14 protein-coding genes and 1 pseudogene are annotated in these 13,140 nt (G+C 53.3%); 4 read left to right on the top strand and 11 right to left on the bottom strand.

The window, feature by feature from the left end:
- Positions 1-177 precede the first annotated feature (177 nt).
- From thpD to QEN58_RS18665, 3 genes are read left to right on the top strand one after another with little or no spacing between them, the layout of a single operon-like run.
- Positions 178-1,089, top strand: coding sequence for an ectoine hydroxylase (gene thpD / locus QEN58_RS18675; protein WP_280105087.1), 912 nt, complete (start codon positions 178-180; stop codon positions 1,087-1,089).
- A 5-nt stretch (positions 1,090-1,094) separates the two neighbouring features.
- A complete protein-coding gene (locus QEN58_RS18670) occupies positions 1,095-2,096 on the top strand; it encodes a 2-hydroxyacid dehydrogenase (RefSeq protein WP_280105086.1) in 1,002 nt (333 codons plus the stop codon).
- A 44-nt stretch (positions 2,097-2,140) separates the two neighbouring features.
- Positions 2,141-2,743 carry a glutathione S-transferase N-terminal domain-containing protein gene (locus tag QEN58_RS18665; RefSeq protein ID WP_280105085.1) on the top strand — a complete coding sequence of 201 codons (603 nt, stop codon included), beginning with the start codon at positions 2,141-2,143 and terminating at the stop codon, positions 2,741-2,743.
- Between the two features lie 64 nt (positions 2,744-2,807).
- Here the strand turns inward: QEN58_RS18665 and trmB are convergent, their stop codons facing one another.
- From trmB to thiS, 3 genes are read right to left on the bottom strand one after another with little or no spacing between them, the layout of a single operon-like run.
- Positions 2,808-3,578, bottom strand: coding sequence for a tRNA (guanosine(46)-N7)-methyltransferase TrmB (trmB, locus tag QEN58_RS18660; protein ID WP_280105084.1), 771 nt, complete (start codon positions 3,576-3,578; stop codon positions 2,808-2,810).
- A 15-nt stretch (positions 3,579-3,593) separates the two neighbouring features.
- Positions 3,594-4,403 carry a thiazole synthase gene (locus tag QEN58_RS18655; RefSeq protein ID WP_280105083.1) on the bottom strand — a complete coding sequence of 270 codons (810 nt, stop codon included), beginning with the start codon at positions 4,401-4,403 and terminating at the stop codon, positions 3,594-3,596.
- Positions 4,404-4,413: 10 nt separating this feature from the next.
- Positions 4,414-4,620, bottom strand: coding sequence for a sulfur carrier protein ThiS (gene thiS, locus QEN58_RS18650; protein ID WP_022521266.1), 207 nt, complete (start codon positions 4,618-4,620; stop codon positions 4,414-4,416).
- Between the two features lie 137 nt (positions 4,621-4,757).
- Here thiS and QEN58_RS18645 point away from each other — a divergent pair, with 137 nt between their 5' ends.
- Complete coding sequence (locus QEN58_RS18645; protein WP_280105082.1) at positions 4,758-5,147, top strand: DUF423 domain-containing protein; 390 nt, start codon at positions 4,758-4,760, stop codon at positions 5,145-5,147.
- On the opposite strand, the pseudogene QEN58_RS18640 reads toward QEN58_RS18645, so the two are convergent.
- The 8 genes and pseudogenes from QEN58_RS18640 to QEN58_RS18600 all read right to left on the bottom strand — a co-directional run.
- Positions 5,124-5,414: pseudogene (locus QEN58_RS18640) on the bottom strand (haloacid dehalogenase); the annotation flags it as partial. The gene QEN58_RS18645 and the pseudogene QEN58_RS18640 sit on opposite strands and share 24 nt — an antisense overlap.
- A gap of 293 nt (positions 5,415-5,707) precedes the next feature.
- Positions 5,708-6,166 (bottom strand): ATPase, encoded by a 459-nt coding sequence (locus tag QEN58_RS18635; protein ID WP_280105081.1) that lies wholly within the window; start codon positions 6,164-6,166, stop codon positions 5,708-5,710.
- A 27-nt stretch (positions 6,167-6,193) separates the two neighbouring features.
- Complete coding sequence (locus QEN58_RS18630; RefSeq protein WP_280105080.1) at positions 6,194-7,531, bottom strand: APC family permease; 1,338 nt, start codon at positions 7,529-7,531, stop codon at positions 6,194-6,196.
- 390 nt (positions 7,532-7,921) lie between these two features.
- Positions 7,922-8,692 (bottom strand): copper resistance protein B, encoded by a 771-nt coding sequence (locus tag QEN58_RS18620; protein ID WP_280105079.1) that lies wholly within the window; start codon positions 8,690-8,692, stop codon positions 7,922-7,924.
- 9 nt (positions 8,693-8,701) lie between these two features.
- Positions 8,702-10,492 carry a copper resistance system multicopper oxidase gene (locus QEN58_RS18615; RefSeq protein ID WP_280105078.1) on the bottom strand — a complete coding sequence of 597 codons (1,791 nt, stop codon included), beginning with the start codon at positions 10,490-10,492 and terminating at the stop codon, positions 8,702-8,704.
- Positions 10,493-10,560: 68 nt separating this feature from the next.
- Positions 10,561-11,895: an ATP-binding protein gene (locus tag QEN58_RS18610; protein WP_280105077.1), complete on the bottom strand. Its 1,335-nt coding sequence runs from the start codon at positions 11,893-11,895 to the stop codon at positions 10,561-10,563.
- Positions 11,882-12,547, bottom strand: a complete 666-nt coding sequence (locus QEN58_RS18605) for a response regulator transcription factor (protein WP_280105076.1) — start codon at positions 12,545-12,547, stop codon at positions 11,882-11,884. Before QEN58_RS18605 ends, QEN58_RS18610 begins: the two co-directional genes overlap by 14 nt.
- A gap of 14 nt (positions 12,548-12,561) precedes the next feature.
- Positions 12,562-13,062 (bottom strand): cupredoxin domain-containing protein, encoded by a 501-nt coding sequence (locus QEN58_RS18600; protein ID WP_280105075.1) that lies wholly within the window; start codon positions 13,060-13,062, stop codon positions 12,562-12,564.
- Between the last annotated feature and the right edge of the window lie 78 nt (positions 13,063-13,140).

The following is a 13,140-nucleotide window of genomic DNA, read 5'->3' as shown; positions in this document are numbered from 1 at the left end:
CTATCCTTACGGCTTTTTGGCTACTTTTATACGCTTAGTTGTTTATATTTTTAATCAAAGACTGCTGCGGCGACGCAGGATGACATGCGTCATTGCTTGTGTACGCTTTGACGTCTACGTTTTATAAGTAGCGTTTAAAGGCGTTTGTTGATAAGCACACTAATGGAGGAGTTTGCTATGGTCGATACACAAGATCTTTTCCCGACGCGCTTGGAACGAAAGTTAGGAATGTTTGAACGCATCGATCCCGTGGTATACGGCGATGAGTCACAGCTTGAGAATGGCCCCTTAAGCAAGACAGAAATTGATGAGTACGAAAGAAAGGGGTTTCTGTCGTTTGAAGGATTTTTTGACGCCGATGATATGCAGGTTTTTCTTCAAGAGCTGCGCGAGTATGAAGACGATGCTGATCTGAAACTTTCAGAAGGCACTATTCTTGAACCGGGGCGTGAAGAGATCCGCACCATTTTTGGCATCCACGATATTTCAAAACGCTTTCAGCGCTTGACCCAGGATCCCAATCTATTGGCGATTGTTAAGCAACTGCTGGGCAGCGATGTATATATTCATCAGTCACGGATTAATTATAAGCCAGGTTTTAAAGGTAAAGGGTTTGAGTGGCACTCTGATTTTGAAACATGGCATAGCGAAGACGGCATGCCGCGAATGCGTGCGTTAAGTTGCTCCATCGTACTCACTGATAACGGTGAGTTTAACGGCCCGTTAATGTTGATCCCCGGTTCGCATCAATACTTTGTCCCCTGCGTAGGACGAACACCGGAAAATAATTATAAGGAGTCGCTGAAAAGCCAAGAGGTGGGGGTGCCTCCAGCCAGTAGCCTTCGCGAGCTAATGTTAGAAAACGATATCGAAGCGCCTAAAGGGCCCGCCGGCTCGCTGGTAATCTTTGAATGCAATACCATGCACGGCTCGAATATCAATATGTCTTGCTGGCCGAGAAGTAATCTGTTTTTTGTTTACAATAGCGTTGAAAACACGCTACACGACCCTTACTGCGGCAATCGACCAAGGCCAGAGTTTCTGGCCAATCGCTCAGAATGGGAGCCGCTTAAACCGCTTGATGAGTAATGCCAATGCGCATCGCCGTATTCAGCGCCAAACCCTACGATCGCACTTTTATTACTCGCGCTAACGCAGGGGAGCGTCACTCCTTGAGCTTTTTGGAGGCGCGTCTAACGATTGATACGGCCCCATTGGCCAACGGATTTGATGCGGTTTGCGCCTTTGTTAACGACTGCCTTGATGCCGCCGTGTTAGAGCAATTGCATAGCGGTGGCACAAGGTTAGTGGCGCTGCGTTCGGCGGGCTTTAATCATGTTGATTTAGCTACCGCCGAACGGTTGGGCATTACGGTGGTACGGGTGCCCGCCTACTCCCCCCACGCAGTGGCAGAACACGCGGTCGCCCTAGTACTAAGCCTTAATCGCATGACTTATCGCGCCTACAACCGGGTGAGGGAGGGAAATTTTGCTCTGGATGGCCTGCTGGGGTTCGATCTACACGGCAAAACCGTGGGCGTTATTGGCACTGGGCATATCGGGCTGATTTTTGCCGATATTATGCACGGCTTTGGTTGCCGCATTGTGGCAAGCGACCCCTTTCCCAGCCCGGATGCGAAACCCTTTGTTGAGTACGTGCCGCTAGCAACGCTGTATGCCAACGCCGACATTATCTCGCTGCACTGCCCGTTGACGCCTGAGACTCACCATTTGATTGATGCTGATGCCATTGCGCAAATGAAGGAGGGCGTGATGATCATCAACACCGGCCGAGGTAGGGTGGTCGATACCCAGGCGGTAATCGCGGGTTTGAAAAGCGGCAAAATCGGCCGCTTAGGGTTGGATGTCTACGAAGAGGAGGAGCAGCTGTTCTTCGAGGACCTCTCCCAGGGCGTGATTGACGATGATCAGTTTATGCGCCTAACGACCTTCCATAATGTACTGATCACCGGCCACCAGGCCTTCTTCACTGCCGAGGCGCTGACCAATATTGCCGAGACCACGCTGGCGAATATCGACGCCTTTGAAAGTGGAAGTGGCACCATGCATCGAATAGTTAACGCTAAACTGGACTAGCCTTAGGTCGCTTAGCGAGCGTTTAAAATAAACACGAGGCCGTCATGCAGCTCTATTTAAATACTTCTTCTCCCTATGCACGCGTTGTGCGTGTTTGCCTCTATGAAAAGCAACTGATCGAGCGCACCGAGCTTTGCTGGTGCGACCCTTGGGCGGCAGATAGCGAACTGTTGCAGATTACGCCGCTTAGCCGTATTCCAACGCTGGTGACCGATGAGGGAGAGGTCATCACCGAGTCGCTGTTGATTGCTCACTATCTGGATGCAGTGGGCGAAGGGCCATCTCTGATACCCAGTAAAACACTAACGGAAACCCTGGCGCTGGCAGGGTTGGGGCAGGGCCTGATGGACGCCGCCTTTAACGTGGTAATCGGTCGCAAATATAGTGGCCACGAAGTGGATACGACGCTGTTGGGGCAGCGCCGTTTAAAAGCGATCGAACGCACGTTGATAACACTCAATGCGCACCCCAGTGTGCTGGCAGGCAGTGCCCAGCGCACCCTGGGGGCGATTACCGTTGCCGCGGCGCTGGCGTATATTAGCTTTCGCCTACCGGCCTTTGATTGGCAAAACCGCTACCCGACGCTACATGCCTGGCAGGCGAAGGTGGTGGAGGGCGAGAGCTTTGCGCTAACTGAATTTGAGTAGGAACCCGCTATTTCAGATAGCGCATAAAGACTAGGCCATCGCGAGGTGGAGACAGCCCTTAGATTCACCCCTCCCGGCGATAGATCAAATCCCAAACCCCGTGACCCAGTTTTTCGCCGCGGGCTTCAAACTTGGTTAGCGGGCGGAACGCCGGGCGTGGCACGTACGGGGCGGTTTCCTCGCTAGCGGTATTGGCATAGCCGGGGGCCGCTTCCATTACCTCGGCCATCCACTCCGCGTAGGCTTCCCAGTCGGTGGCCATATGGAAGGTGCCGCCCGGCATCAGGCGGGTACGGATCAGATCAACGAATGCGGGCTGCACGATGCGCCGTTTGTGGTGCTTCTTCTTCGGCCAAGGGTCGGGAAAGAACAGCTGCAGCGTGGTCAGCGAGCCTTCGGGCAGGCACTGCTCCAGCACCGCCAGGGCGTCTTCCCGGTAAACGCGCAGATTGGTGAGGCCGCGTTTATCGACTTCATCCAACAGCTTGCCAACGCCGGGGGCGTGGACTTCAATGCCAATAAAGTCGGTGTCTGGATGAGTCTCGGCCTGTTCTATCAGCGAGTTGCCCATGCCAAAGCCGATTTCTACTACCCGCGGTGCCTTGCGGCCAAACAGGGCATCCAAGTCTTGACGACCGTCGGCGATGGTCAGGCCAAAGCGCGGCCAGATATCTTCCAGTCCACGGTTCTGCGCTTGTGTCATACGACCCGCGCGGATCACGTAGCTTTTAATGCCGCGGCGGTGCAGAGGTGCATCCGTACCTTCCGGGCCTGTGGTGACGTTGCTTTCGGGCGCGGTGTGACTTTCGGGTACGGTATCGTTGGGTTCAGTCATGGGGTCTCGAATCAATTAACCGTTAATACGGCCAGCGAAAGGTGAAGAAGGATCGGCGGACTGGCGGCGCGCCATACGGCCGGCTAAAAACGCATCACGCCCGGCTTCCACGGCCAGCTTCATGGCGTTGGCCATGCGTAGCGGCTCGCGGGCGTGGGCAATGGCGGTATTCAGCAGTACGCCGTCGCAACCGAGCTCCATCGCCATGGCAGCGTCTGACGCCGTGCCAATGCCCGCATCCACGAGTACCGGTACCTTGCTCTGCTCAACGATTAAACGCAGGTTGTGCGGATTCTGAATGCCGTGGCCCGAGCCAATCAGTGACCCCAGCGGCATGATGGCGCAGCAGCCCATGGCTTCTAGTTCGCGTGCCACAATAGGATCGTCACTGGTATACACCATGACGTCAAAGCCATCGGCGAGCAGCGTTTCAGCGGCTTTTAGCGTCTCGACCACGTTGGGGTAAAGCGTGTGATCGTCGCCGAGCACTTCTAGCTTGACCAGGTTGTGACCGTCGAGCAGTTCTCGGGCCAAGCGGCAGGTGCGAACGGCATCTTTAGCGTTGTAGCAACCGGCGGTATTGGGCAGCAGGGTGTAGCGCTCGGGGGAAATAACGTCTAACAGGTTGGGCGCATCGGCGTCCTGGCCTAAATTAGTACGGCGCACCGCAAAGGTCACGATTTCAGCGCCGCTTTGGGCAATGGCGGCGCCAGTTTCGGTAAAGTCTTTGTACTTGCCTGTGCCCACCAGCAGGCGCGATTGAAAATCGCGTCCGGCGATGGTTAGCTGGGTATCGGCTAGCGCTACATGGGTTTGTTGGGTCATAGTATTTCCTCTAGCCGCCGCCAATCGCGTGGACAACTTCTACGTGGTCGCCATCGACCAGGCGGGTGTCGGCGTGTTGGCTGCGGGGGACGATCTCTTCGTTAATTTCGACGGCGATACGACGACCGCTAAGGCCCAGCTGTTCAACTAAGTCAGCGGCGGTGAGGCCGGTCGACAGCGTATGGGGTTCACCGTTTAGACGTATCTGGATAGACATAGATAGGCGTGTCTCATTCGTCGTGGTAGTTCGTTCTCTAAGGCATTCTCTATTGTAGCGGTTTCGCGCCGCGCAAGGTAAGCCGTAGGTGCAATCAGCGCGATGGATGCCAACCACAATAGGCGTAGGAGAGTGGCGTGCAGCGAACAGATAAAGTGTGGTGGTGTATCGTGGCGCTTTCGGGCGCCATGCTGGTAATGCTAGGCGCCTATGCAGCCCATGGCTTAGCGGCGCGCACCACAGAAACGATGGTGAGCGCTGTTGAAACCGGCGTGCGCTATCAGGCCTGGCACACGCTAGCCATCATGATCGTGCTGGTATGGCGCCAAGTGCAGCCGCTTGCCGGACACCGCTGGGTGCTGGCGCTGTGGGCGCTAGGCATGGCGTGCTTTTCAGGCTCGCTCTACCTGATGGCGCTGGCGGGGCTGAACCTTGGCATTGTCACACCCATTGGCGGGCTGCTGTTGATGGCCGGTTGGCTGGCGCTTGGAGTGGTAGCCCTGCTAGCGCAGCGCCGTCATACGTAACCGTAAGGCGTTGCCAATCACGCTCACTGACGAGAGTGATATCGCCGCTGCAGCGATAATCGGTGATAACAGCATACCTGTGAAGGGGTACAAAATCCCTGCCGCATGGGAATGCCTGCCGCGTTATAAGCAAAGGCAAAAAACAGGTTTTGACGGATGTTGCGCATGGTGGTTTTAGAGAGCTTATGCGCCGTGGCAATACCGGTGAGGTCGCCACGCAGTAGGGTGACCAGCGCTTTCTATTGCCACATCGGTGCCGGTACCTATCACGATGAGCGTGAACATATTAAGGCTGCGACGGAGAAGCGAGCGCCATCCGCGTACAAAGAATGGCCAACCTGCCCAGACGACTACCGGCGTTGCCAGCAGCAGTTGAATCCAGTTAGAGGTTTGCTGGGAAATAAAATGTATAAGGCCAAACGCGTGCCCACCCATTTCTAGGGCAAACACGGGTAGTGTCAGTACTAGGCCGATCCAGAAACGCCGGGTCATGTCCTTGAGTTCGTCCGAAGGACCAGTGTCCGCAAACAGGGTCTTTTACCTTTGTCTCGGTATAGTCTTCAGACATCGTTCATTCTCCCCGTTTGGCGAACAAGGCGCATGGCTTCGTGCTCTTCAAGAGCCAAAAGAGACTCTAGGAGCTCTTTAGCTTCTGGAATTTCCGCTTTGCCAGCGAGGGTTCGATAAAGGTTTATCGTTTGCTCATGGAAATCAAAAACCTCTCGGCAAATGTCGTCAACACTTAGCGTAGAGTAGGGAGCATCGCAGGTACGATGCGTACGGATAGGTTTATGCTCCAAATAGTCATAAACGTAGGTTTTTAATGCTTTTGCGTCAGCAGTCTGTTCAAAGCGCTCCACAACGCGCTGCATTTCCGCTTCCTGTGCAGCTAAGTAATTGAGCAACATGCGAGCGCGCTCTTCTTCGTGTATATCGGCGCAATGAGCAAGGCAAGCTGCAAGATGCTCGTGTAACTGACGGGTCCAATCGATTAACTCACCAAAGGTTCTAACGTCCATTGGGTACCTCCTATAACGCTATTAACGTTAATGAGTGTGAGAGTGCTCGCTATCGTTTGAAGTTTCGCGTTTGGACAAGAAAATCCACTCGCCGAGTAAAAGAGTGACCATCACTATGCTGGCAACGATGAGCACTAACGGGTCAGAGGTGGCTTTTACCCAAACAAAGCCGATTAACACAACGGCATCCAGCAATATGGCAATGCCAGGAATGACAGGATTAGCCCCCACACTGTCTTTCAGGTGGCGAAGCACACCCCAGTGAATGGCCATATCCATGATCAGGTAGAAAATGATGCCTAATGCTGCGATACGGCTCAGGTCAAAAAAAGCGGTGAGCACTAAACCAAACACGATGGTGTACACCAGTGTGTGCTTTTGCACACTTCCCGGCATATGAAAATGCCGATGGGGAACCAATTTCATTTCTGTCAGCATGGCGAGCATGCGTGAAACGGCAAAGACGCTGGCGATGATACCGCCTGCCGTTGCTAGCATGGCGAGAATAACGGTAAACGCAACGGCTGCTTCACCCAGTGCGGGACGGGCAGCGGCGGCCAGGGAGTAGTCCTGGGTTTCGATAATTTCAGACAAAGATAGGTTGCTGGCAACGGCAAAACCGACAAGGGCATAGATCACCACGCATAGCGCAATAGAGATCGAGATAGCTTTGCCAAGATTCCGCTTAGGATCTTTAAGCTCCGAACCACTATTGGTAATCGTCGTGAAGCCTTTAAATGCCAGTATGCCAAGTGCCGTTGCACCTAAAAAGCCCGCTTTTGTAGGCGTTGGTGCGTTGTTGCCAGAGCCCATTTCGATGGAGTCGGCAATAAACACGCCAACAATACCAAACACGACAATGCCGCCTATTTTGATAAATCCAAGCACCGAGGCGACGGTCTCGATCAAGCGGTTGGCGGATAAATTGATCAAAAAGGCTATTAGCAGTAAACCAACCCCGAGTAGAGGCACAAATAGCGAACGATCTCCCAGGTCAAACAACTCAAGCGTATAAGAGCCAAACGTTCTCGCCAGAAAACTCTGTGCGATCACCATGGAAAAATACATCAAAAGGGCATGAAAGGCGGTGGGAAGCGTCGGGCCATACGCTTTCTGTAAATACATGCCAATGCCACCTGCCGAAGGGAAGGTATTGGACATTTTAACGTAAGAGTAAGCGCTGAAAGCGACAATGACGGCAGCGGCCAGAAAGGCCAGGGGGAATAGCCGGCCAGTCATTTCGGCCATTTGGCCGGTTAGCGCAAAGATACCGGCCCCAATCATTACGCCGGTGCCTAATGCCACGGCACCGACCAACGAAAGACTGTTTTCTTTATATTGTGGCGTTCTATCCTGCTCAGCCATATAAATTACTCCTCGCCTGGATGACCTGCTTAAACGCAACCTGATCAAGTGCTTCGGAAAAAGCAGGCAATAATTATCCAAGCAGCATCCGCAGCGGCATCCACAGTCCCATTCCCATCATCACTAGGTTTTCGGTAAGCGATACAAAGCCTAATGGCACATTGCTGTTGCCGCCGATACAGGCGCACTTGGGTTCACGTTTATCGATGTATATCGCTTTAAAAATTGCTTACCCATCAGCCTAGATCCTATGTGCTGCCTTTAGGTCAAATATGTTCATGGAAGACATTTTCATCGGCCTTCCAACCACTCTTGGTGTCTGGCGATGACACGACGATTTAACAAAAAGCGCCACCTTCCGGTGGCGCGAGTTATTAAGTGTTTAACGATTTAAAACATTAACCTGACACCCGCAACCACGCCGGTATCTTCGCTGCTTTCTCCACTAGCACGAGAAAGATCAGCGGTATCGCCATACTTTTTTACCCAGTAAGTGCCCACGTACGGAGCGAAGCGGCGGGTCACCTCGTAGCCGAGACGCATGCCCACACGCACTGAATTAAGCCCCTTGCCCACACCAAACTGTTCAACTTCGCTGGCAGCAACGGCAATTTCAGTGCGTGGCTGCAGATAAAGCCGCTGTGTCAGGCGCAAGTCGTATTCGCCTTCAAAACTGGCGGCCACGTCGCCATCTTCGCTCACTTGCATAGCAACGTCGGTTTCAATGCCGTAGGGCATCACGCCCTGCAGGCCAACCACCCCATAGGTGCGTTCGGCGTGATCATCGGAGAACACCCCGCCTTGATAACCGATACCCCCCTGTAACTCCCAAAAATCAGCCACTAGGCGGCTATAGAGTAATTCCAAGGACTCAAACTCAGCATCTTCCCCGTCGCCTTGGACGTTTTCGCCTTCTGATTTGAGGTAAATGCGGTTGACATCACCGCCGTACCAGCCTTGAAAGTCCCATACCACGGCGTCTTGGCCTTTATCGGGCACACTATATTCAAGCCGATCAAACAGCGCCATGCCCATATTATGTTCCTCAGTGGGCGCTGGCCAATGACCCGGAGCGGCATAGCCATCTTCGGCTTGAACGGTGGTAGCGGCCACTATGCCGAGGGCGGCGCTGGCGATGGTTAAGTAATGCTTAGTCTTCATACTGCCTCCTTAAGAAACCTGAACAACGCGGAACATGCCGGCATCCATGTGATAGAGAAGGTGGCAGTGGAACGCCCAACTACCCTCGGCGTCTGCGGTGATCAGCGCAGACACGCGCTCGCCGGGCTTCACATTTAGTGTGTGTTTGCGCGGAATCAATTCACCCTGGCCGTTTTCCAGCTCCATCCACATGCCGTGGAGGTGAATGGGGTGCTCCATCATGGTGTCGTTGACGAGGATGAGGCGCAGGCGCTCATCTTTCACAAAATGAATCGGGCCGGTCACTTCGCTAAATTTCTTGCCGTCGAACGACCACATGTAACGTTCCATATTGCCGGTCAGGTGCAGCTCAATCTCACGGCCTGGTTCGCGGCGGTCAGGCCATGGCGTGAAGGCTTTTAAATCGCGGTAAACTAAAACACGACGTTCGTCGGGGTCGATGCCAATGCCTGCCTGGCCGTAGCGGGAGCCGGGCTGTGCTTCACCAGCAACGAGCATGCCATTTTCGCCGATTTTCGCCTGCTCGCCCGACATGCCGCCCATAGTAGAGTGATCCATCCCCTCCATGTTCGAATGATCCATGCCTTGTATATTCGACATGCCAGAGTGGTCCATGCCCGGCATGTTGGAATGGTCCATGCCGTCCATGCCGTGGGCACCCATGGCTTCCATGCCGCGGTCGGCAATTTGACGTCGTTCAGGGATTTCAGCCTGCATGCCCTCACGCGGTGCCAGGGTTGCGCGTGCGTAGCCGCTGCGATCCATGGATTCAGCGAAGATGGTGTATGCCCGGTCATCTTCAGGTGAAACAAGCACATCGTAGGTTTCAGCCACGCCAATACGGAACTCATCCACGGGAACCGGTTGAACCGGTTGTCCATCGGCGGCCACCACTGTCATCTTCAAACCAGGAATACGGACATCAAAGAATGACATGGCCGACCCATTGATCACGCGTAGCCGTATTCGCTCACCGGCCTTGAACAATGCATTCCAGTTTTCCTGTGGTGAATGGCCGTTGAGCAGATAGGTATAGGTACTGCCGGTGACATCGGCGATATCTCGCGAACTCATTCGCATTTGAGCCCACATGCCACGCATCTCGGCGGTCTGAGCAAAACCGTTATTGCGGACATCGGCAAAGAAGTCAGCAATCGTGCGCTCTTGGAAGTTGTAATACCCTTCCATGGTTTTCAGATTACGGAACACCGACATGGGATCTTCAAAGGTCCAGTCAGTCAGCAGCAACACGTGCTCACGATCGAAGCGGATAGGCTCGCGCTCGGCAGCGTCGATAATTAGTGGCCCTGCATGGCCCAACTGCTCCTGCATACCTGAATGACTGTGGTACCAGTAGGTACCGTTCTGACGGACGGGGAATCGATAGGTAAAAGTTTCACCAGGAGCGATACCGGCAAAGCTAACGCCAGGCACGCCATCCATTTCTGGCGGTAGAATGAGGCCATGCCAGTGGATGGAAGTGGGTTCATCCAGCAAGTTGGTAACACGCAGTACGGCGTCTTGACCTTCTTTCAGACGAATCAACGGGCCAGGGCTGGTACCGTTAATGCTAATAGGACGGGCTTCTTGTCCGTCAATAGGCAACGATTCACGGCGGATAGCCAGTGATACCTCAGGCCCTTCTTCGACGCCCTGAGCATAGACATTGGTACGGCCCCAAGGGTTTGCCCAGGCGGGCGTTAACCCCATTGCTGCAGCTGAACCTAGTCCTAAGGCAGCACCACCTTTCAACAATTGCCGACGAGAAAGTAGGTGAGAAATGATACTTGAGCGTGCCATGTGTTAATCCCATCAATGGTGAATAGCACCATCTTGATGGAAGAAGCTGAATCAACGCTGAATGATGATTAATTAGCCACTTCACCCGTCAGTGGCAAAGTTATCATAACGCGCAGGCCACCCAGTGGGCTGCGTTCAAACTGCGAGTGCCCCGAGTAACGAGAAATTAACTGCGCAAGAATCGAAAGGCCTAAGCCGTAGCCAGGACGGCGTTCATCCAGTCGTGTGCCACGCTCTCCCAAGCGCGAAAGTTCCTCTTCTGCAACACCGAGGCCGTCGTCATCAATGGTTATCGTGAGCGCAGTCACCATGACTGCAATGTCGCAGTGAACGTGCCTATTCGCCCATTTGCCAGCGTTATCAAGCACGATGCCTAATATTTCTGAAAAGTCGTGAGCTTCAATAGGGACTTGGTCTTTCTCGCGGGCTGAGTGGGTAAGGTTGAACATGCTCTCAGGGTAAAGGCTACGGAACATCTCGATGAGCCGTAAGCTATCACGTGTGACGTTGGCCATTCGCCCTGCATTAGGGCCTGCAATACGTGAACGTCGCAGCTCCGCATTCAGCTGGGCATTAATATCCTCTACTCGGCTGAGCAGTTTATGACGACGGTTTTCATCAATGGGTCGGTTGCCACGTAGTACTTGGGTAACGGCTGCCAGCGGGGTTTTTAATGCATGTGATAGGTTGGCGACTGATTCTCGCGAGCGCTTCAAACGAAGATCAATGTCGTCCATAAACCAGTTTAATTGGTCGACTAACGCATCTAACTCGGAAGGGGCTACTAATGACAAGCGTTCACGTTTGCCTGATCGCAAGGCTTCAAGCTGTTGACGTAGTTGCCAAAGTGGCGTGAGACCACGGTTAACCGCCAGCATATTGAGTATGATGAGCATCCCTAAAAGCACGGCGGCAATCCCACCGACCCACCAGTGCAAGGTTGCCAACCCTTCTTCGACTTGAGAAAAATCCTCACCCACCAGTAGCACGCCTTGTGTTCCCTGCCACTCAAAATAGCGACGATAAACGAGCATGTGCTGCTCGCCGTGATTCACGTCTAGTAGGGCATCGCCATTTTCTTCCAGCAGTGGGGCCAACTTTTGCTGCCATTGCGGGTCGGAAGTGCTGATTGAGCCGTTAAGGCGGAGCACATAAAGGTGATGAAAGACTTGGTAGCCTTGGCTTACTGAGTCGAGCGCAGTCGGTACTGCAGTTTGGTCTTGTTCTAACTGCGCGACCGCGTGATTAGCTTCACGCTGTAAGCGTTCGCCTAAGAAATCTCGTGCAAGGCTATGTAAAAAAATCCCGTGCAGTAGCCACGTAGTGACCACCACCAACAGCGCCACGCCGCCTAACCATACAAGGAGTCGAATACGTAAACTGCGCCGATCAATGTGAAACAAAGAAATACCCCTGGCCGCGTCGAGTTTGAATGACCGATTTGCCGAGATAGCGGCGCAGACGAGCGACATAGACTTCAACCAAGTTGGGTGCAGCGGCATCCTGCTCCAAGGCATATAGCTGCTCTAGTAGCTGCTCTTTCGAGTGAATGCGGTCTGGGTGAAGCATCAAGTAGCGCAGTAACCGAAACTCCGTCGCCGTTAGCGAACGCCAGGTTTCCCCTTCTAAGCACACTCGTTGGCCTGCTTCATCCAACGATACTCCGTTCAGCGTAATCACCTGAGATAATTGACCTGACTGCCTGCGCAGCAGGGCCTTAAGGCGGGCCATCAGTTCGGCTTCGTGGAAGGGCTTGGTGAGATAGTCATCTGCCCCCGTTTCCAGACCGATGACTTTATCTTCCCAGGTATCGCGCGCTGTCAAAATCAAAATAGGCGTGCTGCGTTTTTGCTTACGCCACTGGGCGAGCAGGTCGAGTCCCGACCCATCGGGCAAACCGACATCTAAAATAGCCAGCTCATAATGCTCGGTTGCCATAAGCGACTTGGCCGCTTTCAATGAAGCGGCCAAGTCAACCAGGTAACCGTTGTCCTTGAGACTCTCTGCCAAGCTTTCCGCCAGCAAATCATCATCTTCGAGTAGCAACAGTTTCATTGTTATGCGTCAGGCTAGTGAGAAAAATTGCCATACATGCCGGATTCGTAATGGCCGGGAAGGTTACAGGCATACTCTAACTCGTAAACATTATCAGGGACACTCCATAATAGAGTCTCTGTTTCGCCAGGCGCAATGGTGACGCCTGCCATGTTCATACTGGTCATATCTTGACCGTCGCCGTGTGACATATTCGACATGTCATGGCCTCCGCCATTGGCCATGTTTAGCATCATTTGACGATGTTCTTCCTGGGCTTCTTTGCTACCAATCACAAATTCGTGCTCTAAGTTGCCGGTGTTGGTAATTTCAAATTTAACAATCTCCCCAGCCGTCATTTCTAGCTTTTCAGGGTCGAACCACATATCGCCAGCGTCGAGGCGGATCGTGCGATCAACGTCAGCATCGGTTAGGTTACTGTCCCCACCGTCGTAGCCGGGAGCAGCCCACGCCGCACTCGTTACCAAGCTTAGTGAAAAGGCAAACAAGGACGTTGCTAAAGTGTTTTTGCGCATGGTCATTTACCCTAAAGGTTATTGTTACTTGTTCTTTATACGGTATTAACCTGAAACCAGCCTGAACCTAAAGTCATA

The organism is Halomonas alkaliantarctica, from assembly GCF_029854215.1.
Lineage (GTDB): Bacteria > Pseudomonadota > Gammaproteobacteria > Pseudomonadales > Halomonadaceae > Vreelandella > Vreelandella alkaliantarctica_A.
Note: the sequence above shows the minus strand (reverse complement) of the source record. Positions and strands in the feature narration are given on the sequence as shown.

Coding starts and splice junctions, on each gene's coding strand:
- thpD (WP_280105087.1), top strand. CDS start 178: ATGGTCGATACACAAGATCTTTTCCCGACGCGCTTGGAACGAAAGTTA.
- QEN58_RS18670 (WP_280105086.1), top strand. CDS start 1,095: ATGCGCATCGCCGTATTCAGCGCCAAACCCTACGATCGCACTTTTATT.
- QEN58_RS18665 (WP_280105085.1), top strand. CDS start 2,141: ATGCAGCTCTATTTAAATACTTCTTCTCCCTATGCACGCGTTGTGCGT.
- trmB (WP_280105084.1), bottom strand. CDS start 3,578: ATGACTGAACCCAACGATACCGTACCCGAAAGTCACACCGCGCCCGAA.
- QEN58_RS18655 (WP_280105083.1), bottom strand. CDS start 4,403: ATGACCCAACAAACCCATGTAGCGCTAGCCGATACCCAGCTAACCATC.
- thiS (WP_022521266.1), bottom strand. CDS start 4,620: ATGTCTATCCAGATACGTCTAAACGGTGAACCCCATACGCTGTCGACC.
- QEN58_RS18635 (WP_280105081.1), bottom strand. CDS start 6,166: ATGGACGTTAGAACCTTTGGTGAGTTAATCGATTGGACCCGTCAGTTA.
- QEN58_RS18630 (WP_280105080.1), bottom strand. CDS start 7,531: ATGGCTGAGCAGGATAGAACGCCACAATATAAAGAAAACAGTCTTTCG.
- QEN58_RS18620 (WP_280105079.1), bottom strand. CDS start 8,692: ATGAAGACTAAGCATTACTTAACCATCGCCAGCGCCGCCCTCGGCATA.
- QEN58_RS18615 (WP_280105078.1), bottom strand. CDS start 10,492: ATGGCACGCTCAAGTATCATTTCTCACCTACTTTCTCGTCGGCAATTG.
- QEN58_RS18605 (WP_280105076.1), bottom strand. CDS start 12,547: ATGAAACTGTTGCTACTCGAAGATGATGATTTGCTGGCGGAAAGCTTG.
- QEN58_RS18600 (WP_280105075.1), bottom strand. CDS start 13,062: ATGCGCAAAAACACTTTAGCAACGTCCTTGTTTGCCTTTTCACTAAGC.